The 25,173-nt window shown below is 43.2% G+C and carries 31 protein-coding genes; 29 read left to right on the top strand and 2 right to left on the bottom strand.

All coding sequences use genetic code 11. The features are described 5' to 3' along the window. Positions 1 to 80 precede the first annotated feature (80 nt). The 15 genes from sctE (at position 81) to AC3CKG_RS25290 (ending at position 13,320) form a co-directional block, all read left to right on the top strand. Complete coding sequence (sctE, locus tag AC3CKG_RS25360; RefSeq protein ID WP_488530016.1) at positions 81 to 1,178, top strand: type III secretion system translocon subunit SseC family protein; 1,098 nt, start codon at positions 81 to 83, stop codon at positions 1,176 to 1,178. 16 nt (positions 1,179 to 1,194) lie between these two features. Further along, on the top strand, positions 1,195 to 2,085 hold the full coding sequence (locus AC3CKG_RS25355) for a type III secretion system protein (RefSeq protein WP_488530015.1): 891 nt from the start codon (positions 1,195 to 1,197) through the stop codon (positions 2,083 to 2,085). Positions 2,086 to 2,121: 36 nt separating this feature from the next. Next, on the top strand, positions 2,122 to 2,673 hold the full coding sequence (locus AC3CKG_RS25350) for a hypothetical protein (RefSeq protein ID WP_488530080.1): 552 nt from the start codon (positions 2,122 to 2,124) through the stop codon (positions 2,671 to 2,673). Further along, a complete protein-coding gene (locus AC3CKG_RS25345; protein WP_488530014.1) occupies positions 2,666 to 3,073 on the top strand; it encodes a hypothetical protein in 408 nt (135 codons plus the stop codon). The genes AC3CKG_RS25350 and AC3CKG_RS25345 overlap by 8 nt, the downstream gene beginning before the upstream one ends. Before the next feature lie 6 nt (positions 3,074 to 3,079). Continuing rightward, the gene (locus AC3CKG_RS25340) at positions 3,080 to 3,649 is read left to right on the top strand and encodes a hypothetical protein (protein WP_102482119.1); all 570 of its coding nucleotides are present in this window, start codon (positions 3,080 to 3,082) and stop codon (positions 3,647 to 3,649) included. Positions 3,650 to 3,944: 295 nt separating this feature from the next. Further along, the gene (locus AC3CKG_RS25335; protein ID WP_488530013.1) at positions 3,945 to 5,834 is read left to right on the top strand and encodes a hypothetical protein; all 1,890 of its coding nucleotides are present in this window, start codon (positions 3,945 to 3,947) and stop codon (positions 5,832 to 5,834) included. A gap of 121 nt (positions 5,835 to 5,955) precedes the next feature. Next, positions 5,956 to 6,552 (top strand): hypothetical protein, encoded by a 597-nt coding sequence (locus tag AC3CKG_RS25330; protein ID WP_488530012.1) that lies wholly within the window; start codon positions 5,956 to 5,958, stop codon positions 6,550 to 6,552. Next, the gene (locus AC3CKG_RS25325; protein WP_488530011.1) at positions 6,549 to 8,438 is read left to right on the top strand and encodes an FHIPEP family type III secretion protein; all 1,890 of its coding nucleotides are present in this window, start codon (positions 6,549 to 6,551) and stop codon (positions 8,436 to 8,438) included. The genes AC3CKG_RS25330 and AC3CKG_RS25325 overlap by 4 nt, the downstream gene beginning before the upstream one ends. A gap of 8 nt (positions 8,439 to 8,446) precedes the next feature. After that, positions 8,447 to 9,484 carry an EscU/YscU/HrcU family type III secretion system export apparatus switch protein gene (locus tag AC3CKG_RS25320; RefSeq protein ID WP_488530010.1) on the top strand — a complete coding sequence of 346 codons (1,038 nt, stop codon included), beginning with the start codon at positions 8,447 to 8,449 and terminating at the stop codon, positions 9,482 to 9,484. Between the two features lie 25 nt (positions 9,485 to 9,509). Next, a complete protein-coding gene (locus AC3CKG_RS25315; protein ID WP_488530009.1) occupies positions 9,510 to 10,229 on the top strand; it encodes an OmpA family protein in 720 nt (239 codons plus the stop codon). After that, positions 10,226 to 10,600 (top strand): hypothetical protein, encoded by a 375-nt coding sequence (locus AC3CKG_RS25310; protein ID WP_488530008.1) that lies wholly within the window; start codon positions 10,226 to 10,228, stop codon positions 10,598 to 10,600. The genes AC3CKG_RS25315 and AC3CKG_RS25310 overlap by 4 nt, the downstream gene beginning before the upstream one ends. 5 nt (positions 10,601 to 10,605) lie before the next feature. Beyond that, positions 10,606 to 11,613, top strand: a complete 1,008-nt coding sequence (locus tag AC3CKG_RS25305; RefSeq protein WP_488530007.1) for a hypothetical protein — start codon at positions 10,606 to 10,608, stop codon at positions 11,611 to 11,613. 10 nt (positions 11,614 to 11,623) lie between these two features. Next, positions 11,624 to 12,286 carry a hypothetical protein gene (locus AC3CKG_RS25300; protein WP_488530006.1) on the top strand — a complete coding sequence of 221 codons (663 nt, stop codon included), beginning with the start codon at positions 11,624 to 11,626 and terminating at the stop codon, positions 12,284 to 12,286. Positions 12,287 to 12,289: 3 nt separating this feature from the next. Then, positions 12,290 to 12,505 carry a FliM/FliN family flagellar motor switch protein gene (locus tag AC3CKG_RS25295; protein ID WP_102482110.1) on the top strand — a complete coding sequence of 72 codons (216 nt, stop codon included), beginning with the start codon at positions 12,290 to 12,292 and terminating at the stop codon, positions 12,503 to 12,505. A gap of 281 nt (positions 12,506 to 12,786) precedes the next feature. Next, entirely contained in the window at positions 12,787 to 13,320 is a 534-nt protein-coding gene (locus AC3CKG_RS25290; protein ID WP_488530005.1) for a winged helix-turn-helix domain-containing protein, read from the top strand. 188 nt (positions 13,321 to 13,508) lie between these two features. On the opposite strand, the gene AC3CKG_RS25285 is transcribed toward AC3CKG_RS25290, so the two are convergent. Further along, complete coding sequence (locus tag AC3CKG_RS25285; protein WP_488530004.1) at positions 13,509 to 13,922, bottom strand: hypothetical protein; 414 nt, start codon at positions 13,920 to 13,922, stop codon at positions 13,509 to 13,511. A 653-nt stretch (positions 13,923 to 14,575) separates the two neighbouring features. Between AC3CKG_RS25285 and AC3CKG_RS25280 the strand changes: the two genes are divergently transcribed. The 14 genes from AC3CKG_RS25280 (at position 14,576) to AC3CKG_RS25215 (ending at position 24,373) form a co-directional block, all read left to right on the top strand. Further along, positions 14,576 to 14,851: a hypothetical protein gene (locus AC3CKG_RS25280; RefSeq protein WP_488530003.1), complete on the top strand. Its 276-nt coding sequence runs from the start codon at positions 14,576 to 14,578 to the stop codon at positions 14,849 to 14,851. A 14-nt stretch (positions 14,852 to 14,865) separates the two neighbouring features. Further along, positions 14,866 to 15,141 (top strand): hypothetical protein, encoded by a 276-nt coding sequence (locus AC3CKG_RS25275; RefSeq protein WP_488530002.1) that lies wholly within the window; start codon positions 14,866 to 14,868, stop codon positions 15,139 to 15,141. A gap of 41 nt (positions 15,142 to 15,182) precedes the next feature. After that, positions 15,183 to 15,875: a flagellar type III secretion system pore protein FliP gene (locus AC3CKG_RS25270; RefSeq protein WP_102482106.1), complete on the top strand. Its 693-nt coding sequence runs from the start codon at positions 15,183 to 15,185 to the stop codon at positions 15,873 to 15,875. A gap of 1 nt (position 15,876) precedes the next feature. Then, the gene (locus tag AC3CKG_RS25265) at positions 15,877 to 16,560 is read left to right on the top strand and encodes a type III secretion system apparatus protein VscT2 (RefSeq protein ID WP_102482105.1); all 684 of its coding nucleotides are present in this window, start codon (positions 15,877 to 15,879) and stop codon (positions 16,558 to 16,560) included. Then, the gene (locus tag AC3CKG_RS25260; protein ID WP_488530001.1) at positions 16,553 to 16,807 is read left to right on the top strand and encodes a hypothetical protein; all 255 of its coding nucleotides are present in this window, start codon (positions 16,553 to 16,555) and stop codon (positions 16,805 to 16,807) included. The genes AC3CKG_RS25265 and AC3CKG_RS25260 overlap by 8 nt, the downstream gene beginning before the upstream one ends. After that, positions 16,797 to 18,269, top strand: coding sequence for a secretin (locus tag AC3CKG_RS25255; protein WP_488530000.1), 1,473 nt, complete (start codon positions 16,797 to 16,799; stop codon positions 18,267 to 18,269). Before AC3CKG_RS25260 ends, AC3CKG_RS25255 begins: the two co-directional genes overlap by 11 nt. After that, positions 18,269 to 19,531 (top strand): type III secretion system ATPase VscN2, encoded by a 1,263-nt coding sequence (vscN2, locus tag AC3CKG_RS25250; protein ID WP_488529999.1) that lies wholly within the window; start codon positions 18,269 to 18,271, stop codon positions 19,529 to 19,531. Before AC3CKG_RS25255 ends, vscN2 begins: the two co-directional genes overlap by 1 nt. Continuing rightward, on the top strand, positions 19,485 to 19,886 hold the full coding sequence (locus tag AC3CKG_RS25245; protein ID WP_488529998.1) for a hypothetical protein: 402 nt from the start codon (positions 19,485 to 19,487) through the stop codon (positions 19,884 to 19,886). Before vscN2 ends, AC3CKG_RS25245 begins: the two co-directional genes overlap by 47 nt. After that, positions 19,886 to 20,491: a hypothetical protein gene (locus AC3CKG_RS25240; protein WP_488529997.1), complete on the top strand. Its 606-nt coding sequence runs from the start codon at positions 19,886 to 19,888 to the stop codon at positions 20,489 to 20,491. Before AC3CKG_RS25245 ends, AC3CKG_RS25240 begins: the two co-directional genes overlap by 1 nt. Continuing rightward, entirely contained in the window at positions 20,478 to 20,711 is a 234-nt protein-coding gene (locus AC3CKG_RS25235) for a flagellar biosynthetic protein FliQ (RefSeq protein ID WP_102482099.1), read from the top strand. Before AC3CKG_RS25240 ends, AC3CKG_RS25235 begins: the two co-directional genes overlap by 14 nt. A 41-nt stretch (positions 20,712 to 20,752) precedes the next feature. Next, positions 20,753 to 21,127: a type III secretion system chaperone family protein gene (locus AC3CKG_RS25230; protein ID WP_488529996.1), complete on the top strand. Its 375-nt coding sequence runs from the start codon at positions 20,753 to 20,755 to the stop codon at positions 21,125 to 21,127. A 629-nt stretch (positions 21,128 to 21,756) separates the two neighbouring features. Then, on the top strand, positions 21,757 to 22,155 hold the full coding sequence (locus AC3CKG_RS25225; protein ID WP_488529995.1) for a hypothetical protein: 399 nt from the start codon (positions 21,757 to 21,759) through the stop codon (positions 22,153 to 22,155). A 1,136-nt stretch (positions 22,156 to 23,291) separates the two neighbouring features. Continuing rightward, a complete protein-coding gene (locus AC3CKG_RS25220) occupies positions 23,292 to 23,912 on the top strand; it encodes a hypothetical protein (protein WP_488529994.1) in 621 nt (206 codons plus the stop codon). Beyond that, positions 23,912 to 24,373 (top strand): tetratricopeptide repeat protein, encoded by a 462-nt coding sequence (locus AC3CKG_RS25215; RefSeq protein ID WP_488529993.1) that lies wholly within the window; start codon positions 23,912 to 23,914, stop codon positions 24,371 to 24,373. The genes AC3CKG_RS25220 and AC3CKG_RS25215 overlap by 1 nt, the downstream gene beginning before the upstream one ends. Before the next feature lie 65 nt (positions 24,374 to 24,438). Here AC3CKG_RS25215 and AC3CKG_RS25210 read toward each other — a convergent pair whose 3' ends face one another. Further along, positions 24,439 to 24,630, bottom strand: coding sequence for a transposase (locus tag AC3CKG_RS25210; RefSeq protein ID WP_488529992.1), 192 nt, complete (start codon positions 24,628 to 24,630; stop codon positions 24,439 to 24,441). Between the last annotated feature and the right edge of the window lie 543 nt (positions 24,631 to 25,173).

Here is a 25,173-nt window from a genome sequence, read left to right as displayed (position 1 = left end):
TGGGGACATGCCGCTCTATCAGAGTACACAGACAGGTTGAAAACTTGCTTATTCCTAGCCAATAACATGAAGAGAAAACAATGAGTACATTCATGAATACCATCACAGCCACATCTTATGTAATTCCTGTGGATGAGGAATCGTCTAACACTGCCAGTGAATCGACTCAAGGTAAGTCGTCCGACACGGTTTCTCCAGGAGAGCCTCTTCCTGGAAGTGCGGTTTCGCTAAGTGGGCTTTGGCGTTTAGTCGAAGACCAAATGAAAGAAGTTGCGAATGCCGTATCGGGTACGGCTAAGGGAAACTCCGAAGCGAAAAAATCATTAATTGAAGTCCAAAAACAATCGCAAATCAAACAGCTTGAGCAACGTGAGAGCGATATCAATGAGCAGCAAAAAGCTCAGAAAAAGAAAGGCTTTTTTGGCAAGTTTGCCATGGCACTAGGCTTTATTGCTGCGATCGTAATCGCGCCGTTTAATCCTGCGATGGCTGCGGTGATGGTTGTTACTATGGTCGCTAGCTTGGTTGTTCCTAAAGTCGCGGATGAAATCATGAAAGCGGCAGGTGTTCCAGAAGAAACACGCGCCAAGGTAACGATGGGACTTCAATTGGCGATTGGTATGGCCAGTATGGTGTTAAGTTTTAACCCAGCCAAGATCGTAACTAAGTTAGGTCAAGCAACATCAAAAATGGCTTCTAAAGTGGCTAGCACAGCGGCAAATGTAGCAAGTAAAGCTCCTGTCCGCTCGGCAACAGCGATGATGTCAAAAGTCGGGGAGCTCAAGAATATTGTGACATCAATGAAGGCAATGCGCCCTCTATGTAAAATGACGGAAAAGGCTGGCAAGATGCTTGACGATATCGCCGAAAATCTTAAGGATTTTATGGTCAACAGTGATAAAGCTTCACTACGAGCCTCTCGAATGAGCCAGGCGGCCGAAGTAGGCTCTAGCTCCGCCTCCATTGTCAGCGCTGGCTACGGCGTGAAATCAGCGGACATTATGAAAGATTTAGAGGTCAATCAGGCGAAGCAAGAAGAATTGGAAACGCGCATACAACAGATTATGAATATGTTGAATCAAGCGATGCGTGCTGTTTCTCACGCGTTCGAATCCATGTTCAAAACCAATACAGATCATCACGACTTTAACGAAAAAATGATTTCAATCCATATGTAACCAAGCGGGTGAAAAAATGACAACAAACAATATCAATATGATGACAGTTAGTGAAGTGCCAGGGATTGTTACTTCGTCTCCCCTTGTTGGTCGCAATTTGGAATTGCAAAACCAGATGCAGTTAGTCGCTAAGGCTTTAGTGGGTACAGAGACAAGTGTCACGAATAGTCAAATGAATGACCTTGTCCAATTGTCTGTGGCTTTTGCGAGAGGTGATTTTTTAGTTGCTGATGAGAATCTAAACCGCTTAAGCGAGTCTTCGAGTACTGCACACGAAACTTCAATATCGGCTGAGTCAGTCGATCCCCATAGTAGCGTAACCATGGCGGATCTGCTTGCTCTGATGACACAAATCATCGAGTCTTCTCATGAACTTCGATCGCAAGTGATGCAAAACCGTATCAATGAAGCTTCCGCAACTTGTGATTTAGCTGTCTCGTTGGCGGCGGACAAATGCCGTGATGCGCAGACAAAGTTCGGTATTACTTTAGCCGCATCAATTGTCACGATGGGCGTGTCGACGTTTGCAACAGTGCGTATGGCTCAGCCTAAAACATTACAAGACAAACACGTACAAAGCATGTCTGGCGACAAGACCACTACGGTAAAATCTTTGGATGCCACATCTCGCAATGATTACGCGGCACGCTTGCAGGATGCGCGTACCGGGAAATATCGAGGGGTCTCACAAGGTGCTGAAATGGCGCAAGGCGTTGTGGGTAATGTCAATGAAATCCAAAATTCGGCGCAGATCCGAAATCAGGAAGAGACGCAGGCAACCAAAGACATGAAGGAGAAATTCGATTCTCAGCTAGACCAATACATCCAAAATCTGACTCAAGAGACGGCTAAGCTAAATGAGATCTTGGATTCGATCGCGAAAGCGAGCCTAGTCACGAACCGATAATAGGGAATGAGCGGGCGTGCCCGCTCATTTTATACTATGCGAAACATTTCGATTTCCATCCCACAACGAACCGAGCGAGTATCGAGAGGATCACCCGTTAAGCAAACGCGGGATGAGGGCAAGCTCAAGCGAGTACGTGATGTCAAAGGCATTGAAAAACGTCAACGGAAATACCCTCGTATTTTTCGTGTTCGACGTAAAGCTATGTCACCACAAAACCAGCGCCAGTTTGTCAAAATGATTAATAGTTATCAGCTTAGAGCTTTACGTGATTGGCAGGGGTTTGCTGACGCCTTGCCAGAAGCCGAATCTTTAAGCGAAGCCCAATTATTCATTCTGCAAGCCGCTCAGCAAAGTCAACATTTGTACCCAGCGTCAGTGAAGAAGACCCTTGGTAAATATGAGCAGATTTTGGCAACACTCAATGATGATTCGGAACCCAGTAGCGAATCTCTGCAACAGCTCATTGCTTATGACCACTACCTGGAAGGGTTGTTGTCTATGTTGGTGCTATGTCGTCGCTATGATAAGCCAAGCAAAAAACCGCCGAGGGACACCGATGAACATCAGGAAGACACCGATGAATAAAAAGCGGATCGGACATTGTAATTTACTCAACACTTCTTGGGATCCCTATGCGTTAATTGCCAATAAATCAAAACGTTTAAGTTGGAATAATGTTAGTGAAGCAGACGCGCTTCTGAGTAAAAAGGAAGTTATCGAATGGTTCGCTCTGCTGCGAGAGTATTCGGAGCAGACCGTACAAGCTATTCTTGTTGATGGTATTTTAAACAGCGAGTTTCACAATATAACCTTTATTCTCACCTTAGTGCAGAAGGCAGATTTCAAATCGGTTGCCTCCAAACAAGCGTATCAGATACTTTATGAATTTGTATCTCAAACGCCAACGGGGATCAGGGAGTGGATCGGTGACAAAGAGTTTTTAATGAGTAGAGATGTGTTGGCGCTACTATCTCGTAACAGGTAAACAATAATGAAAAATCAGATCGCAATAGTAGAGCCGGCAGCGCAGCTGTCTCGTCAGTCGCTTGACACCCTCAATAGTGTAGCGGGCCATGTATTTAACAACGGCGCCGTCGAGATAGAATTTCATGGCGTACAACCAAACGCAAAGCTACCGATGACTGGCGTCATTTTTCAGTTGAGCCATCAGGGGATTGAAGCCGAAGGGTATGTGCCCATTGAGGACATTCAACGGCTATTAGCGTTGGATATCCAGCACCTTGACTCTGAATACGTGTCCTACCTTTTAGCTCAGAAGGCCGCGAAGTATGGAGTCAGTGGTATACGCTATGTGGACGAAGATGCGCATGAATTCCTACCTTTGGTTGAAGCACAGTTTTGCTTAGGTGAGTTTACAATGAAGGGAGCCTTGAAAGTAAAGAAACTTTTTGTGGAGGAAGCCTTCTTGCGCACAAAAAAACAAGAGATCTCTGAACAGCTCAAACTGTCTGTTAGTTGGGCTCCTTTTGAAACGGCGTTACACACCGAAGAAATAGCCACTCTGACTGCACATGACTTAGTGCTAGTGTACCCCAAGTAAATGCCTGTGCTTAGCCCCATAGAACAGTTTCTATTGCGACTCGAGCGGAATGAACGAGATGTGTTCAGCCACAATCTCGATCATGTTTTGCTTCCGATCGTTCCATTTTTTCAGTTAGTTCATGTCGTGAACATCGACCACGTTTTAAGGCTGTTGAGTCAGTTTGAGCAAGGAGAAGGGAGCGCCCTTATCCGGATTGATGGATTTCTTACGTTAGCGGCAGAAGAAAAGAGTATTCCAAATGAAGATCTTCGACGTTGGACTATTAATTTATTTGAAGCCATGAGGTTTTAATATGCGTATAGCAGAAACAGTAGCCCCAAATTCCCCCGATGCTAGTTCATCTAAAGTAACTGGCCATGAGGATTTACAGTCGGCAAACAGCGAGCCATCGTTGTTGTCTTCATCCAAAAATCCGTTAGTAACCCCAGAGTGGAAGCGGGCACCAGATTCTGTTTCGGTTGAGCCAGCTCTACTAGAAGGCCAGAGTGAAAAAACAAACGAAACCCAATCGTCCTCCAAAGGAGACGATGCTAAGTCGAAGCGTTCCACATCGAATAAGTACAGTAACAAAACGAAAGCTAAGGTCCATTTAGGAGCCTGTTCTATTGGGGCTCTCACATTCGGTATTCTCGCTGGCCCTGTTGGGCTAGTGTTTGCGCCTGCCTACTTAAATGCAATATGCATGGCGACGTATGGAGGGCAAGGGTTCTTGGTCGGGGATAACAACACCAATCAGGCTAAGCCGGACTTAGAGGAACCGGATTCGGACCAACCAACCTCTTCAGGTAGTCAGGTGCCTCCTAAACCCACGCCCCCCAATTCGGAGGAAAGTCCGAGTAACGATGAGGAGGGCGAGGATAAGAAAGATAAGCCGCCAGGTCAGTTCTCATTCAATGGAAAAGGCGGTAATTTTACCTTTGCACCTGTCAATATCAATTACGCGCCGAACATTATCATCAGCGGTAATATCTATTTCCAGCAAGCTCCCGAACAGTCGGTGGCACCGGATGACAATGCAAGAAAAGGGACAACGAAAAAAGACTCTGAACAACAGACTGACCAAGTTATCCAAGATAACAAAGTGTCGGTGACAAATATCACGAAGATGACCGCGGATCAGGTATCTAGAGGCGTTAACACACAAACCAGCGAGTCAGGCGTCGAAATTGCGGAGGAGTTGATGGTTGATGAAGTGGATGCTCATCAGGTCACTTTCAGTGATGGCGCAAAGGCCATTATAACTGGTTTACCCGAAGCGGCGTATCATCGCGGCAAAGGCTTCAGTACGTTTAATGACGCCAGTGTTAAAGAGTCGCAGCAATCTTATGCTGATGAAAAAGTTAAGAAAGGTTCAGTCAAGGTTGGGGGAACTCACACTTGGTATAAAGAAGACAGAGGCCAATGGACGCTTAAGCCTATTACGATCCAAGATAGTATTGAGACATCACGACGTGATTACGAACAGAACGTTCCCCATAAACATAGTGATGGTGCAGGTTTACCCGAAGCGGCGCCGTCAGCGCAGCAAGGGGCTATAAATGAGAATACCCAGTCAACATTTGTTCAACAACTTGGTAAGAGATCAGAGCCCTCAACAAACGAGGGCATTGAGCCCGACAAAGATACGGCCAACTCTGGGGTAGGGACTAATAAAGTTAGCGGCAGGGAACAAAGCAGTGAAGGTTCTCCCGTCATTTTAAGCCCAGGTTCAGCACAAGCCCTCCCTGGAGGTCTGCACAGTAATAGTTCAAAAGGAGCAGTCTACAGTAATGAGGCCACCTTGAAACAAGTTAAACAAGCGGCGAACAGTGATGCTCCCCCTGTAATTTTAAGTCCAGGTTCAGCACAATCCCTCCCTGGAGGTCTGCACAGTAATAGTTCAAAAGGAGCAGTCTACAGTAATGAGGCCACCTTGAAACAAGTTAAACAAGCGGCGAACAGTGATGCTCCCCCTGTAATTTTAAGTCCAGGTTCAGCACAATCCCTCCCTGGAGGACAGCACAGTAATAGTTCAAAACGACTATTCAACAATATAGAGAAGTTTTCCCTAAAAAAACCTGAAAAAGACACGTCCAATGATAAGAGCGAGACCCGGCTCAGTCTAGTTTTGATGGGACATAGAGCATCTTATCCTTTGAACCGGGAAAAAATGGTTTACGAGCGCAAGAGAGCATCGTTATAGAAAAAAGCATCATGTTACGTAAGACTAAATCTCGATCCTTCAGGTTTAGTCTTTTTTTTTCTTTTGAGTGCGATGGTGAAGTTTGGTTATATTACTGCTCGCTCAAGAGATGAGGTGAAGCGTGTATATAGAAATAGAATCGGCACAGCGTGCAATTCCACAAATTAGCTTAAAACGAGACCGTCGGTCGAATGTGGTAAAAAAGTCTGAATTACACTTGTATCAGCAAGCTCAATCTCTTCTGGATAACTTGAAGGGGCGCGTTGACGAATACCAGTCCATTCTAGAGCAAGAAGTGTTGCAGCTTATTGAGGAGAAGGAACAGACCTTGAATGCTCACATTGCTCTGGTTTTTAACGAAACGTTGGAAAGTTGGAACGCCAAACAAAGTCAATGGCTCACCGAGGCTGAGGATAAACTGTCGGCTCTATTGACAGAGCAAAGCCACATCTTGCAGGCGTTGAAAGGTGAATTGAAATGTTCAATGGTCGGCGCTATCCAGTCGCGATTAGTCAGTTTCAGTCAGGATGAAACTTTAATTCAGTACTTAGTAGATGCTCTGCACTCAGAAATTGACGATGTAAGCCACGGTTTGAAGGTAGACAAGGTAACATCGGAGACGGGGGTGACCTTATCGATCGAAAATGATGAACGATTGATTTGTATCAATACGTCCGAACTTATCGAGAAACTAAGAAAGAGCTTGGATACTCTGTGATGAAATTCTTTAAAAATCCAGCGTTTTTGTTTAATCCGAGTAGCGTCATTCTAGCCCTGTTATTGCCCACCATCATTTTATTCACACTGCCGGGTGAAGTGATTGATGCGTTTATCCTGTTGAGCTTCATTAGTTCAGTATTTCTGATGATCATCATGTTAGAAAATGATGAACCATTAAAAGTCACCTTTCTCCCAACAGTTGTGTTGTTGTTGACAACCTTTCGATTGCTGCTGTCTATTGCTACGACGAGAAACATTATTGCCAACGAGGACGTAGGAGACGTGATCGAAACGGTCGGTCAGTTTGTAATGGGCGGTAACTTAGTATCGGGGTTGTTGATTTTTATCATCATTACCATTGTGCAATTTCTCGTCGTGACAAAAGGTGGGGAACGAGTTGCCGAAGTAGGTGCACGCTTTTCACTTGATGCGTTGCCAGGCCGTCAAATGACGATAGATGGCGATTTAAAAAGTGGCTTGATCTCCGGAGAGCAAGCGCAAACATTGCGAGCTAACCTCAGTACCGAAAATAAACTATTTGGGTCGTTGGATGGCGCGATGAAGTTCGTCAAAGGAGACTCAATTGCCGGGATACTCATTAGTTTGGTCAACTTATTTGGTGGTATTTATGTGGGTATCAATCAATTTGATTTGTCGTTGTCGGAAAGTGTTAGTCGATTCTCTGTCTTGACCATTGGTGACGGGCTAGTATCGCAAATACCTAGTCTATTGTTGTCGATGGCCTGCGGTGTGTATTTGACTCGAATTAAAGGTGCAGAGGAAGAATCGAAACCGTTTATAGCGCAGTTAATGACGCAGATTGGCGTTTTCTGGAAAAGCCTCATGATGATAGCAGGCGTCGTTCTTATTTTGGGAGCTCTCAATGTTGAATTATTGTTCGTTTGTTTGCCGTTAGCGATACTCTGTGCTTTTGGGGCGTATTTATTACGACATAAGCAGGCGCTCCCTGAGGGCATAACCAGCTTTGAGGAAAAAGGCAGTGGATTGTTTGAATCGCTTAAATTTGTGGTACGAGAGGATAATCATCAAGGTGTGATCCATCAACGCTTAAAGGCTCTGGAAGACGCTTTATGGGGGCAAACGCTTGGTGCTCCCGCGATGATTGTTGACGACAAATCTGAGTACGACTTGGAAGTGTACATCGCCGACATTTGTATGTACCAGTTTCGCCATGACACGGCGGAGGATATCGTGGAAATAATGAATGATGGACTTTTTATGCATCACGAAAATGTCACAGAGGATTTGTCGCAGATAGTTTCATATTTTTTAAGAAAACGCTTGATAGAAAAATACAATCTGCAATTTACTAGTAATGTGATTGACGGATTAGCGCAGCAAAGCGAAGTAATGAAAGGAGAAATTGATTCTGCCATTGGGCTTAATCGAGTACATGATGTCCTGAAAGAGATGCTTCGTGCTCCTGAGTTCTTTTTAGATCGAATTAGTTTTTTTGAGGCTCTGATTTATTGGTCAAGAATCGAAAATGAACCCAAAAACTGGTTAAACCGTATTCGCTCTCAGGCGAAATATGAGATTACCTCACGTTTGATTAATTCGCACAATCAAATTCATGTTGCGTTGCTGCCGCCGGAGATCACCGAACAGATCGAGTCGTTTGTCGCAGGAGAAATCGAAGACATCAACCGAATGATCGAAGTCCAACAAGGGCTTCGACAGGAGCTAATTCGCTTAACTGAATTGCATCGTTGTCTGCCTACCTTGGTCGTGAACGATCCGGAGGTGAATATGGTGAAGTCGTTTCTCTATCAAGTAGTATCGACCTTGCCAGTTTGTAGCCATGGCGACATCGCAGACTCTAGCTGTGTGGCAACGTCGGACGTGATACAAATCGCTCAATAGGAGTCACTGTGGAGTCCTCAGAACCCAAAAAGTACCCGCCGACGGCAAAAAAGCTCCGCGGTTTAAAGAAGAAAGGTCAGTTTCCTAAAACAGAGTTGGCACAACCGACACTCGAACTGGTGGTGTTTACTTTTATTTTCATTGCGTCCATTTTTCTTGCTTTTGAGCATATTAATCAATGGATCGAAATGATGCTCTATGCTGACGTTGGCATTGGCCTATCGTCAATGATAGACACGATTGGGTGGGCAATTGCTGGTTTGGTGGGGCTTAAGTTGGTGGTAACACTTTTAAATTGGGTTGTCCTTAATAATACCGTGGTGAACACAGAATCCCTAGGATTTAAAATGGAAAAAATAAACCCTGTCACAGGGTTTAAAAATATCTTTGGTCTCGAAGCTATGTCTAAGGCGTTGCGTAAAGTGCTAGAGCTATTGTTTTTACTTTTTTTGTTGAAATACATCTTTGACGTGGTGGGTGGAGATCTGACTTCACTCCGTGAAATGAACAATCAGAGCTACTTTATCTATTACTTGATGAGTTTTGTTGGGTTGTCTTCAGCGGCGTTTGTGGTCTATGGCGTGTGCGTAGGATGCGTCGATTATCTTGTGGAACGATTTCATTTTCATAAAAAAAATCGTATGACCTTTACTGAAATGAAAAACGAGATGAAAGAAACCGAAGGGTCACCAGAGATCAAGTCAGAACGAAGGCGGCGAATGCGTGAAGTCATGGATAGTCCAATCACAAAAGGGCGCAAACCAACATTTGCTTTGGCAAACCCGACGCACATCTTAGTGCCAATTTGCTATGAGCCAGGCATTGATAAAGCCCCGCTTGTATTGACAATCCGTACCGACAGTTTAGCAAGAGAAGAACGTCAGCGGCTGGTCGCTCTTAATGTACCTATTATCGAGAACAAACCTCTGGCGAGAGCGGTTTATAAAGTGATGAAGACAGGGGACGCATACATTCCAAAAGAGTTTTATCGAGATGTCGCTGTGATCATTTCAACATTAAAAAGGCAGAAGAAGCGTGGAAATTAAATTGAGAATGACGATAGTAAGCCTTATGGCATTAAACCTTTGCGCCTGTAGCACGTCAAAAATTCACGATGACCACCCTATTTTAGATTATGAGTGGCAGTCAGATATTTACAATATGATGTATCATAAGGTAACAGACGTCGACAGTTTTCAGTTCTGGGTACGCCAGAATCCAAGTTTTATTAGAGGTTCACCTCACCTAACGGCGTGCGTAGAGGTCGCACAGCCAGTGGAGTCCAATCGTTTTTATATGGCTAATCTCAATACCTATGGAGTGTTGGAAGTGTACAGCTGTGATGGCGACTATTCGGTCTTTTCCAATATTGTGTCGTCAAGAGGCTCTCAAGGGCTTGATAAGGCGGCATGGTTAGCCGTCGACGGTGTAAGCACCACACAGTTGGACAACGGTCGGTATCGATTCACTTTTACGGATTTATTTCCGGTCAACGAATACCAACTAACTGAACCGGGCAAAAGGACATTGCAAAAGGTCGTGGTACAAGCCCATAAATGGCAGGTAACACATATTCGAATATATGGTGTGGCCGACTCGTCAGGTGGTTACTCAAACAACCAGTCTTTGGCTAATGCGCGTGCCCAGGTCGTCAAAGAGTTTTTAAGGGAAGAGGGCGTGCATCAAATACCTATCTCGTTGCGCGGTAGCGTAGAAAACGGATTACCAAGTGCTGAGGAGCGTATTTCTCAGCGACGTTTTATGATTGAAATGATGTTAGAGACACGATGAAGAATCAACAATTTTCGTTATTAATGAGTGAAGTAGCACAACTGGCACGAGGGACAACAATGTCTTTTCGAACGGGAGATGCATTAGTCTGTACCTATGATGGATTGCAGTGTCGAATCGAAAACGGCGCCAGCGTTGGACTTGATGGGCAGGTTATTGTGCTGGCAGCACTGGAGGGATTCATTGATGAACGAGGGGCACTTAAGTTGAACGCCCACTTCGGACTAACGAAGGACGGTTATATTGCTATGTTGTTTGATTCCAAACTATTTTTTGTTCGTCATCGACCTATGCCTAAGCACCCTCAACAAATACTCGATGTCTTGAGCCAAACTGTCACCACCATACGACAATTGAAAGAAGAGCTGTAAACGCTATGTGGTTGTTTGAAATAATTAGTGGGCACCTCAACGGGGTGACACTCCCGTTAGAAAAGTCTTTGTGTGTGACTGGTTCAACAGAATCTGACCAACAGGATGTATTGCAGGTACCCGAATATTTATCAAAAGACAAGTTGATCACATTAGATTTTGATGGAGAACGGCTGTACGCCCAAGGCTTCTATCGTAAAGATAGGCGTAAGCGGCTCATAGCGAATCGTATCTATCAATACCAAGGACTTACTTTCTTTGTCTATCAACAAGGGCAACGAGCCCCGAGACTTCGTCGATATCGTTTTAAGCAATACCAACCTCTGGTCCTGATCAGCCTGGTGCTAAATACCATCTTGACCACAGGCGGGATCATGTGGTGGCAGGCCCATCAGACAACGTTGATAGCTGATTATTGGAAGCAAATCGATTCCGGATATATCAAAGGCCATCGCTTATACGTCTACGATGAAACAGTGTTAAATGGTTTGCCGAAGTATTTGAGCGCGAATATGACCGTTATTAAAAATGAGAAGTATTTACGAATGTCTCAGCTGTCGGCGGAGATAGTCTCCTCTGATACTGAGCTACCTATCGACTACTCGTTCACAAGCAAAAAAGGTCGTGATCAAATTCGGGTACACACTGGCGAAATCGATAATCAAGTCATGTCGTTATTTGGCCAATCTGGAGTAAGTTTCGTCAAAGATGGTCAAAGCTGGCGAGTGTCAGATACTGAACGGGCCACACTTGTCTTAAAGAAGCATGGGTTGGATGATATAGCGAAACGCCTCAAGTCATTTGATGACAGTCATGAACGCATTGAGGCGGATGCCTTTCCTTACGCCATTTTTTATTCCACTCAATCGGTGCGCTACATCTACGATACGAGCAGCCGTTATTGGGAAGGAAGTCTTGTTCCAAACCTTGGTGTGGTACAAGCCATCACGCGTGAAAAGGTCATCTTTAAGGATGGTCCTAAAACCCGAATTTATTATATCCAAAATCAATAGGAGAAAAAGTATGTCAATACAGCAGTTCGCGACTTTTCCAGAAATGGCTTCGAGGGTACATGTTAACGCTCCCGATGCATCTCTAGAGCAAATGGTATTAAATCACCCATCAGTTCAGCGTATGATGAATTCGAAAGACAGTGGCTCTGAATCCGTGTCCTTATTTACTCCCGGAGCCACAGACCCGTTAGATCTGATCGATAAAATTTTATCTGACTACATCGAAGTCCAAACGGCCAAAGCGGATGCCATGGCGCAAGAAATTGAGGTAATGTCCAATGCGATTGCTGAAATTAACCGCCTTTGGGGGCTGGTCATGCAGGACAACATTGCGTTTACAGATCCCAACTCGAATGACACAACAACGCTTCTAGGCGATTTCAACTCTGACAGTTATTTGACAGAAATAGATCGTTTGATTAGAGAAGATTTAGGAAACCCTGATGGTATCGAAGTCATCACCGGCAGAAATCTCACTATTTCGAAAATGACGGAAGTAAACTATGGTGAACTTCAAGAATTAAACGCCACCATGACGGCGTACTGTGACACGATCCAAGTGGATTTGGACACCAAGGAGCAAGAATTTAAGAACGTCATGACCGAGATCACTTCTGCGCAGGAAGAAATTCGTGATGTCCGTCGTGCGATTGTCGCCGTTACACAGGGGTAAACTATGAAAATTGCAATCGATGTTGTGATCGGGCACACCACCTTGACGCTCGAACAACTCAACCATTTACACAAAGGTCAGGTTAAACCGCTGACGGACTTTGTTCAATCTTCCGTAATGTTGAAAAGTGGTAATGAATTGATCGCCACTGGTACCCTGATCAAAGTTGATGATGGGTACGGTGTGCTAATCGAAGAGATTAACCAGCAAAACAGCTAGTTGTGTGAAAAATAAAGAAGGTATTGGCAGGGCTTAGGCCCTGCCTTTTTTTAGAAGTTTTGATTCCGTTGGATTGAGATTTCATAAATTTTCCAAGGATTTTCTTGTCTCTTTGTGTGATAAATAATGCAATATGATCTACATCACGTCGCGTTCTAGAAACAGACGCAATTCAAGGTGGTTTTGTAGTGAAAGTATTTTCGCTTGTCAAAGGCAAGTGGGGGCTGAGATCGAACACATAACTAAGTGTCGAAAATGAAATGACGGTAAAAGTTTAATTTATGATTAGAAATTATGTGCTAGGAAATCAGACGGTTTTTGACGTGCTAAAGCGAGAAGTGGTCTCACCAGAACGGAATATCACGCTCGGAGGACGAGAAGCAGAAATCCTTAAGTTGCTATGTATCCACACTAATGAGGTGATCAGTAAAGAACGAATGCATGAACAGGTGTGGGGCAAAGTGTTCGTAAGTGACACTTCACTCACTAAGGCGATATCAAACCTTAGAAAATCGTTGGCCCGATTAGAATCTTTATCGTGTGAGATTAAAACTATCCCTAAAGAAGGATACATGCTGATTTGTGAGGATAGAACCATATTTGAATATTCTTACGAGAAGATGCCTTCGCTTAACATTAAACAGATAAACAATAAAAAAAAGACACGAGGGCAATCCAAGTTTGTGTCCGGCAGTTATGTGGGTAGCCTCGAGGTGAAAGATGCCGTTATCACCCGACGGAACTTTTTGAGCCTCTTTTCCGCATCGCTTTTAGCCTCTCTCATGACGGGCGCAATCCTTTTACTGTTCAGGTAGAAGCCCTGTTCAAGTAAAATTATCGTGTCCAGATCGTCGTTACTAAAAACACCTTGAGAGGGGTAGTAGAGCACGTTCACGCTACCCCACATGTAGGCTATCCAGAGGGAGTCACCTCGTTCCTTCTAGACCACGCCATTACTAATGCCTTGCCAGTCAATGCGTTCTACCGTCCGTCCAGATATAGGTTACATCGCCACACCTCTTGCCGTCATTATGTCCGCAATGGTTCTCTCTCCAGTGGAACCGTTGCTAAACTCAGACGACAGAGTTCTCTCTTTATTCACCCAGTAATGGTAGTTACTGCGATGAACCCCGAACACTTCGCAAAGCCCTTTTACTGCATAACTCTTCTTGAGCTTCTCGATCATAGAGAAATGTTCAGGGAGTCTGACATCGAGAGAGCGGTTGTAGCCTTTTTTATATTTCTTTTTCTTCCTCAATGCGCTTAATTTTCTTTTTAAGATCACGGATTTCTCTTTGTTCTGGGTGAGTGGTGACGTACTTGGTGTGTTTTCAGCTCTTTCTGCTTTGAGTAGTCTTACCCAACTTTCTAATGCGCATTTGCCAATGCTTCTTGTTTCGCAAGTTTTTGTAGGCACGTCCTTGGTCAAGCACTAGCTGGACGCATTCAGTTTTAATCCAGGGGTTAAAAGTGCGTCTTTCATGATTAATTACAATGTCACCTTTTTAAGTATTGTGATGATCATACATCACCTCTTAATCAGGTGACCAAATTCACTATGCCACTTCATTCTGTATCTCCGTCCCGTTTACATGGATTGAAAACGCATAGATGGAATACTGCTTTGGCTGTAAGCATACCAAGAAAGATGTCGTTACAAAGTGGCCTATGCCTTGAAAGCAAACACAAAGGGTTTCTTGCATTTATCTTTGTGAGGTCGTAACGGATATCGCCCTCCACTTAGCCAATGAATCCAAGGGTGAACATGAACGCAGGAGATTGCCAAAGCAAGCCAGTGTACTGGCACACGTATGATTACGGGACTATCCACGGATTCAATGGTTATAACGATAGCAGAAAATACAGTAACTTAGTTTCTTCATGATGAGCGTGATTAGGACTTATCCAGAGTGAAAAAAGTGAGAGATTCTGACTATTTCTGGCCAACCTATGAAAGGGGTGATTTATCACGTTTATTCACTTCCTATGACTTGGAATGGGAGGGTAAATTACGCTCTTTGCAGCACAGTACTGCATCTTTTTAGTTAATCTACATAAAGGAAAGAAACCATGTCAGAAATGAGAGTAGCAGCGCCAACCGCCGATAGAGAATTAACAACAGCGGATGTCGCAGATAGTTTTGAGAGCTTTATTCAATCTGCGGATGACGATGTAGAAACATTTATTACGAGCAATACAAATGCTGATGGAGTCCTTGAAATGTCGGCTTCTCAATCTTTAGAGCTTCAGCAGTTAATGGCTGACCAAAGTATTGCTGCGCAAACGGGGACTTCTACCCTGAAAGGGGTCAAAGATTCCATTGTTGCTGCAGCGCGTAATATCTAATTCAGGAGGGACTGATGCCTGACGGTATTGATAATGGCTTGTTACGCCCTGGTCAATTGACAACTAGTGACGTAGCTGATGCCTTTGAGGGTTTTATTCAATCTGCGGATAGCGATGTAGAAAATTTTATTACGGACAATACAAATGATGATGGAGTCCTTGAAATGTCGGCTTCTCAGTCTTTAGAGCTTCAGCAGTTAATGGCTGACCAAAGTATTGCCGCGCAAACGGGGACTTCTACCCTGAAAGGGGTCAAAGATTCCATTGTTGCTGCGGCGCGTAATATTTAACCGTTGCAGGGCTAACGCCCTGCGACCTATTAGAGGTTGTCATGATAGAACTGTTAAATCCAGATAATGCCTTTTCAGGGGCGAACTTAATCGTATTATTGACCTTAGCAATGGTGTCTACTGTCCTATTTATTTGTTTTTCGGGGTTTGTTAAATACAACATTGTTCTAAACATCATCAAAAATGCGGTAGGTACACAACAAATTCCTCCATCGATTGTCGTTAATTTGTTAGCGGCATTGATGGCTCTGAACAGTATTTGGCCCGACATTACCCCCGGCCTAGAGAGAATTAAACCGTATTTCTCCGAACAACAAGGGGAAGAACAGGCCTTCTCTCTGGATATTCAGGAAATGCAAAACCAAGACCAACCTCAAAACATCACGATGTATTATTTGGTCGCTCACTTGTTTGAGTACTTTCCTGAGTTGCTAGAACGTGCAAAGGATAACACTGACACTTTGATGGGGATGATAGAGCTCCCTCTAAACTTTGATAGCAATGCGGATACGTTTAAGTACTTCTTGGGTAATTTGATCTTAGATTTGTACCAAGGTTTTGAAATGGGCCTTAAGATCTACATGGTATTCGTCAGTATCGACTTTTTGATTGCGGTGGTGTTGAGTGGCGTTGGTATGACGATGCTTTCACCAACGGTTATTTCGACACCGATTAAGCTGGCGATTTTTTACTTCTCTGACAGTTGGACTATGTTGTTTAGGGCGATGGGATAGCATGGAGAGCTTGCTATTTCCCAATTGGATGCTCTTTGCTGGGCTGTTTTTGTTTTTGAAAGTGTATGAGCCTACCCGGCTCTATTTGGACAACATTTGTTGTCTGGCTATCGCAATTGCATGTGCCATGTTTTTGGATAACCAACAGGCGTTGACTGATCTCAATCTTGGTTGGGTGGTCGCAGTGGTCATGTTCGCTTTATTGATGTCTGTTCCGTACTTGTTAGGTGGCACTGTGGGTAGTGTGATCCAACAACTATTGCTTCTCAACGAACAGTCGGTGCAAGACAAACGTTTTACAGACGAATCCGAATCACTCGCAAAGATAAGTAGCTTGCTGTTTGTATATTACGCATTGGCAGACGGAGCTCTATTCAGGCCGTTCATTCAACTCTTGAATTCGCCTACGTCCATCGGGATACACACCGATTTTGAACACTTATTTTTCTTGATTACTGACAGCCTGTGCATGTTGGTCGTGGTGTCTGGCAAATACATTGTCTTGATGATTGCCATCACGGTGTGCTGTGGTTATGTCGATTTGTTTTTTAAAAAGGCATCACTATCCCAATTCGTGACACCCAACATAAAAGCAGTGTTGGTGGTGATTTTGTTAAACCTTTGGTTTTTAAACGACCAGTTCTATGTCTTTAAACAGTTAATGCAAAAGGTAGGGTATGAATAACATACAAACGCAAGGTCTCGGCCAGGCGACCAGTACTTACGAAGAACCGAGTGATTTTGAAACGATAACCAACGAACTTGCTCAAAAAAAAGATACGCCTGAGGGCTGTGAAAACGGCAGTTCTGATGAGGTTCTTGGAGACGAAGAAGCAGTGGAAATGGTTTTAGAACAGACTATTATCAATGAAACTATTCGTCAAATGAAGCAAGACCAGCAACGGTTAGAAGAGATTTTCAATGAAACTTAAAATATGGCTGTTTGCGTTATGCATGGTGACCGGTTATGCCCACGCTAACGTCTTTTTCAAGCAGCAAGATATGAATGTCGGTCAAGCGTTGAGTGCCATTGCCAAAGACATGAAACTAAAGTTTGTGGACGATTTGGATGGTGAGGTCGGCAGACAAGTGATTTCTCGTCCACTGTCGGGCGAAGGTAAAGCGCTACTCTCTCAGCTATCGCAAGTCTACGATTTTGATTGGTATATCTACGGAAGTACACTGCGAGTGCAGTACGGAGAAGCGTACATCAATTATTCGTATCGACCAAAAAACATTCGACCAAGCGCTTTACTTGGCGAGCTAAAACGCACGTTTTTGACCAGTTCGACAGTCAAAATGGCGAGCGTTGAACGAGGACACTCGGTTTTATTTTCTGGGACCCGAGAATTTGTAAACGACGCAGTCAGCTATGCGGCGATGGTAGACAAAAACCAGTTTTTGGAAAATGGGAATAAGCTTGAGCTTGCCCGGATTAACTTTGATTACTTGTCAGTCGTAGATCGAAGCATTGAGACTTTTGACGGCAATGTCAACTTCCCTGGTGCGCAGTCGCTCATCGCAGCTGCCATCACAAATATTGGCCAGTTTGAAAACATCAGTGATCGGCAGGTGCTAGAAAAAGCCTATAAAGTGAAACTTAGTGACGGCGACAAACAGGCCCTAGATGAGGAAGAAAAAACCTCGAAAGTTCAGGTGCTGCCTTCTGCTAACGCACTCTTGATTCGTGGGACACCCGCAGAAGTGAAGTTGGCTAAACGCATTGCAGCCTTGATTGACATTAAAAGTCAGCAGCTATTATTTTCTGTGAAAGTGTATGACGTGGCTGTAGACCGCAATGAAACGATAGGACCAGACAGTAGTCTGCTCAATGGTTCACAAGGGATATACGATGTACTCTCATTGCCCTTTAGCGAAACCAAAACGTTTATGAAAGGGTTCCAAGCGACCACATCAAATGGCTTGGCACATGGTGTCTATGAGACGAACTTGCTGGTGCTGGAAAACCAGCAAGGTCACTTTGGCCGAAAGGAAACAGCGACCATCAGTTTGATCTCAGAAAAACAGGTTCAAACACAAGAGATCGAAGCGGATAACAGTATTTATGTCACTGGGCGTTTGCTTCCTTCTGGGCGAGTCCAAGCGAAGGTGGAATATAAAGAAGAGAGTTTAGATGACGATGAAGATGACGAAGGCAGTCAGTCGATTGAACCACCGAAAGTCAGCTCGCAATCTCTAGAGTCCGAAGTCTATATTAAAAAAGATCAAACGGTGATTTTAGGTGGTTTTGACAACACGGTGACACAGTCCACGGAAGTGGGAGTTCCCGTTTTATCCAGTATTCCTTTTTTGGGCGTGTTGTTTAAGAACACACACGAAACCAAGCGCAAATATAAGCGTTACATCTCCCTTTCTTTCAAGGTGATCGAGTGATGTTTGAGCATTACTTTAAAGTTATAGAGTCTTGTCAAGATACGGTTACCTGTCATGCCTCCATCGACACCTTTGTCGGCCAAGAATGTTTTATTCATACGGTAGACGGACAACGTATTAGGGGGGAGGTGGTCAAAGTACTTGGGCACCGGGTGGAAATTAAACTACTCCAACCAGGCGCAGTACCAAGGGGAGGGAAAATTGAGATCACCCCAAATCGTTTTTGTTTCCCACTCAACGAACAAGAGTTGGTGGGCAAAGTGATCAATTGCTACGGTCAGACCTTGTATGGTCAAGAGTATCTCGGTCAACCTGGAGACTATCTGGACTTGCCCATTGCCGTTGATCCTATACCATTGGCTATGAGAGCGCCGATTACGAATGTGTTTCCAACAAAATTGAAGGTCATCGATGGGCTGTTCACTATTGGTGAAGGTCAGCGTTTAGGTTTGTTTGCCCCTGCTGGGGCGGGGAAAACCACCACCGTTTCGATTATGGCCAATAATATGGACGCCGACGTGGTTATCTTCGCGATGATCGGTGAACGAGCCCGAGAAGTGGTGGAGTTTCTGGAAGGCGAAATCGGGCCAGAGGTGATCCAAAAGTCCATCACAATTGTTTCGACGTCGGAAGCTAACCCATTGGAAAAAGTTCGATCTGGGTTGGTTGCTGTCTCGATAGCACGACACTTTATGGAGCAAGGGAAAAAAGTCGTATTGTATTTCGATTCGTTAACACGTTTTGCGCGTGCACAGGCTATGTTGGATGGCACCCCGATAGAAGGCGGGATCCCCATAGGAGTTTCCCTTGCGTTGTCGCGTCTAGTAGAAAGCTGCGGTAACTCAATTCATGGTTCAGTAACGGGTATTTTTACCGTACTGATTGAAAAGGAAATCGATGAAGACCCAATTGCCCACGAAGTAAAATCGCTGATTGATGGGCACTTGGTTTATTCAACGACCATTGCGTCAACAGGCCGCTATCCAGCCATTGATGTGCTGAAAAGCAAAAGTCGTCTACAGAACAAAGTCCAAGACGCCGAATACGTCAGCATGTCCGAGTCGATCAAAGACATGGTGTATCGGTACTTTAATGTTGAACTGCTTATTCGAGTGGGTGAATACGAAAAAGGCAACGATTTGGAAACCGATGAGGCAATTGAACGGTACCCTTACATCATGGAGTTTCTAAAGCAGGGCTTTGACGGAGTAGAATATGAAGAAACCCTCGAAGCAATGGGTCGAATTCGGTCAGCTTATTGACATTATTGATATTCGAATTGGTAAGCAGCAGCGTAAAATCATCAAGCTCAAAAAGGAGCGCCAAACGGTTCTTAACCAAATCCAAACGTTATGGTCTCAGATTGAACAAGAACAAATTACGCTAAAGTCGCTCAATGTTATCCATGAAAACAACGCATTGGAGCGCCTGTTTCTGCGACGGGAAGATTGTAAGTCACATATTGAATCATTCTTTTTTGAAGTATCTATCAAGCAGCAAAAAAACGACGTATTAGCTAGCGAATTAGAAGCTAGCGAAGCGAAAAAAAAACAGTTGGAGAAACGAAAAGATGCATTGGGTGAACTGCGAGATCTGATTAGAGATAAGGAGCCATAATGGAAATTACCCCTGTAAATTTGTTACTGAATAGAGTCAGCGAAAGTTGTAATTTTGAAGATGAACTTGATGCGACAAACGACGCTAACACAGAGACGACTGATGGAGAGGTCTCAGAGCAGGATAGCGAGGACAAAAAGGTAAATCGTCTGGTTGAGAAGCAACGCTTAGTCAAAGAGCTGGCTAGAACTCAAACGTTTACTCGACATAAGAATAAATTTGGTCAAGTAAAGAAGAGCTGGCGTCGAGACGAAAAATCCGAGCTAGAAAATCAGAATTTGGCTTACAACCTGTCAATCGTACAGACGCTTGGGGGAATACCTTTCTCCTCTAATGACACTGTTGTGATAAAAAAGCCTATCGCCATAACTCAAATAAATCAGCCACGTATTTCAGGGGAACGCATGGTGAAATGGCACATTGAAGCTCAACTAAATGCTTCTTATCAAGCCGTTCCACGCGCGTTTGCGCTGAGCGATTGTCTGTTTTATGAGACACATAAAATCAAGAGTTATCGAGTGTTGTACCGAAATAGATACTACCTGTTTGAATTTGAAGGTGGAGAGATGAAAGAATATTGCGAGGTAAAGCATGACCGTACTTGATGTGACCGCCGCCTGTTTAGGTATAGTGAAAGACGCGATCATTATTTTTTCACTCAGTTTTGTGGTTACTGGAGTATTAGTCGGTATGTTACAAACGGTGTTTAGCGTTCAAGATCCCGGCTTACCGATGGCATCAAAACTCGTGGTATTTATGGTGCTGTTGACGCAGATGGGAGGCGGCATTTACGAACAATTTCACATGTTGTTCCGGCACTTATGATGTTGGAACTGAATTCATTTAATAGTTAAGAGGAAACATTTTTGAAACAGTTAAGAGAAGTCGTCTTTGAATCATTAGTGAAGAATTTAGGAGTCGCACCCACATTACTCTCCAGAGTGGAAGGCAATGAGCCTATTGTGATAGAGCTGTCTGGAGGGGAAGAAATTTATGTGAGTTTTCATGAAAAAAAACTGCATACCTATATTGAAATACCATTTAGGGATCCGAGAGTCGTTTCTTTTAAAGCTGAGAAGTTTATTGAAGCATTAGCCAATGATGAAGAGCTGTTTATGAATGTCCAGAAAGACAAGGTCATCGTGTATGCCGAACTTGGAGAAGATATGACGCACCTTGAACGGAAATTATCTGACAAATTTAATACCTTTAATAATTTGGCGCACCAGTTAAAAATTTAGCTTAGTAGGAGCGATAACTACTATATCACTATAAATGGTGGGGAGAGAGTAATGGAGTATGCAAGCTGCACTTTTCTCATCTTGCCATTAATTACTTAATAGAGTGTATTCGAATGGAATAACTCTCACTACCATTTTTATATAGAGGTCTGAATTTTGAAAATCCTTCCCCCTCAGAGCCACACTTCAATTGATGGAAATAGCTCCCCCAAAAAATCTATTTTTAATGTACGTAAAATTTCAAATGTACCTAAATCTATATTGAGATCCATAGCGGTTTTTTTTGGATTACGTTCTAACAAAAAGAGGCCCAACGTTCCTAAGAGTCATACACCTAATACCAAGGTAGCTTCGCAGCAAGCAAGCGGTAATAACTTATCAACTACCTCACCTTCGGTAAAAGCGATGCACCTGATGCACCTAAAGATAAGACAGATCTGCAACCAACAAGCGCTGATAACTTATCAACTACCTCACCTTCGGTAAAAGCCGATGCACCTGATGCACCTAAAGATAAGACAGATCTGCAACCAACAAGCGCTGATAGCTTATCAAATCGAGCATCCGCGCAGAATCGTCTTGATAAAAACCCAACATTCAAGGCTCTTCAAGAGAAGGTATTCTCTGAAATGACATCCAAGAATAGCTTGTTAAATCTAGAACAAAAGAAAGCTTTGGATGTAAAAAATAGAGAAGAACAAGAAGAGAAACGACTACAAAAACTAAAAAACGAAGATGGAAATATAGCATTAACGTCAAACGATGAACCAATACCTAATCCTAATTTTAAACCAGGACACATACCACCGCCACCGCCACCGCCACCAAAGAAAACACTTTCTGATGAGAAAAAAGTGTGGGCAACAGTCCAAGTAGACGATTCATTCAGCAAAAACAATAATAAAACTAAAGGTACCTCAACGCCTAAAGACAAAACACAACGTGCAATGCTCCTATCGGTGAATGAGGCTATGACGAATAGCCCTCTGTTTAAGGCGCAAAAGGAAGGTAATAACCAAGAGAATTAATTTTTACTATTTCAGAACGGTTATTTTCCCTGTTAATGAATACCTATACTGGTTGATTTACAGTTTAGGTATTCTCTTTATCAGATGTTGTGGTTTACTGACCAAAGCTGCCTCCCCGCAATATATCTCCACCAATATTAATAAAAAGACTCAATGTGAAAATCCTATCGCTTCATGCTGTATAAACCTGAGATACAGACAACATTAAGATATAATTGGTGATCAAGCATAAATTCGTAGCAATTTTCTTTAATCCTTCAACTCTTCTTTTTGTCCAATCAACGGCCTTTGAACATGGTAATTTTTCCGTTTACTGATAACCTCTCTGTATTAAAGCGTCACTTGAAATTCAATAAAAAAATAAGTCTGCTTTGCATTTAGAAAGTGTTTAATTCCAGTTTTTCACTTCGTTAGTATTGGGGGGGAATTTAACTCCGTGCCCAAAATTGGGCGAAGCTCATTTCAATTAGCTTAAATATTTTTTGGGAAGTCAAAAAATCAATTGGTTACATTCACATTTAAAAATGGGGGAGTAACTTATTCAATTGTTTTCTTTTAAATTCTGATGAAAATCGATAGATGATAATGCAATATCAATTTTAGTTTAAATTGAGAAAAGGATCACAAACGTAAACTATAAAAATCATAGTGATTAAACTTATTTTTTTGGAGGCGAAAACCTTCCCTAAAATTGCGTATCAATAGTGAAATACTCCAATAAGTCACCTCAAATATATGACAGGCTATTTCGTTTTCAACACAGATCTAGATCAACCAAAGGTTTTAGTTTTCATGATAAATAATAACGTTCTTACATTAAATTATCAATCGTTAAGCCCAGAAAATTCACAGGTAGAGTTAACATTCAAAACTAACGGCGTTAAAAGAGTCCCCGAAAATAAAACAATAAAACAATAAAAACATTACCCAGATTAGTCAAAGGAACTGCCAATAGCGTTGCACCTACGATTAATAATAATGTAGCTAGCTTCCAAAGCACAATCGCCAGCACACCTCTACCATCTGCAGAATTTACAGCATCAGAACGTAGTATTGATAAGGCTCAAGAGAAATTAGAAATAGCAGAGAGAAATAACGTTGAACCTGAACAGGCAATTCATGTAAAAAAGAGTTTTTTGAAAAGCTTTAAGAAAGGTAATGTCAAAGAGGCAATTAAACTGGCTTATGATAACCTACCTGATGGAGTTGTACCTAAGGTTATAGGTGGCACGTTGGCAACAATAGGCTTCATCGCTGGTACAGTCGCATGTGCGGCCACCGGGGGAACAGCACCTTTAATCGCGACCACTGTATTTGCTGGCATTAATGCTGCCCTTGGAGCGGCCGATGCTTTACGAGCATATAAGACCCGAAATAACAAAGAAAAACCATTTGCCAACGACAGCTTAGGCTACCTTATAAATAAAGTATGTGGTGATAAGCACAGGAAGATGTCCAATGGTATTTCCTCAGGTTTGCGTATTGGTTTATTTATGGGGGCGATTGCAGCCTTTGCAGCTAATACTGCTACTGCAGGTTCAGACATTGGACACTCTGTTGCTGCATCAGGTTCGGACGTTAGCCACTCTACTGTTGCGGCCCCGCACTGGACTCATGCTACAGAAGGGGCAACTCTAGTTCTAGAGACAGCTGCTAGTAAAATTGAGCTTTCTCAATCTGAGCGTGACCTTAATATTAACGGTCATTTTCAGCATGATGAATCTGGAAATAATGAAATGGAGTCGACTAACCTATAATGACTAATTTACAGCAAACACTAGTTCAAGTTAAACATGGGTTGGTATCAGCACCTGAATTACTGCAGAGTGAAGATACACACATGGCTAATTTGACATATCAACAAGGCGTTCGAGCATTTAATGCGAAAGATTACATTACAGCGTTAGACTTTTTTACCGTTGCAGTAATACAACTGCCATTTAATGCTACCTACTCATTCGCTTTAGCAATGACTTACCATGCGTTAAATGAGGAACAAGAGGCCATTAGTTTCTATATTCGTTCATGGCTTTTTGATGCGACAAACCCAGCGACTTGCTTTCGTTTAGGGCAATGTTATTTAACATTAAAGGAATATGCGGACGCTGTTGAGTCGGTGGAAACAGCGATTAAGCTGGCAGAGTTGGCCCCAGAACATCAAGAAATTTTAATGTTATCAAGGCAATTACTTGTTGAAGTCAAAGCTAGGAATACTTAGTACAATCTGATGTGTACTCTATTAATTTGAATCCCTGAAGTGGTCAAGTAAAACTGGCCACGGTTTTACTTGACCACTTCATTGGGAGCCTTACCGGCTCTTTCAATTTTGAGTTGCCTTACCCAGCTTTCTAACGTTGTTATTCCAATGCCCATCGCTTCGCAGGTTTCTTTGTAGATACGTCCCTGGCCAAGCACTAGTTGAGCGTATTCAAGCTTGAATTCTGGGTTGAAAGTGCGCCTTTCACGCTTAGTCATATTGTCACCTGTTTTAGTATCGAGATGATCATACATCACCTCTTAATCAGGTGGCCAAATTCACTATGCCACTTCACCCCTATGTCTAGGTCAGATACTAGAGCACCCTTCTTTCCTACGACCTGAAGCAGAATGAAATGTTGTTCATCACGAAGAGAGGGAAATCCATTGGGCAGTCTCTTTAGTGGCTATTAAGATCTCTGTCATATCGTGGCCATCTCACATGGGGTATGTGGCACGGTAAATATGATTCACTCCCTCATGGGGGAAAACTTCCTGTGAAGAAAGCTAACGCTGCCTTGTAATGAAGTAAGTAAAAACTAATTTTTTGCACGAAAATGAGCCCATTTCCAACTAGTCCACAACTCCTAAAATCAAACAGTTAAAGTAAAGCCCTGAACAATGGTATTGAATCAGACTATTACCACCAGTAGCTTCAAGACACGAAAGCGGACCTAGTCAACGGTTCAAGAATTCAAAGTCATCTGGATACTCAAAAAGGGGCAATTTGATTTTTGATTACGCCGTGACGGGGAAAAGAGT

The sequence above is a fragment of the Vibrio sp. QJM3NY_15 genome (genome assembly GCF_057785995.1).
Note: the sequence above shows the minus strand (reverse complement) of the source record. Positions and strands in the feature narration are given on the sequence as shown.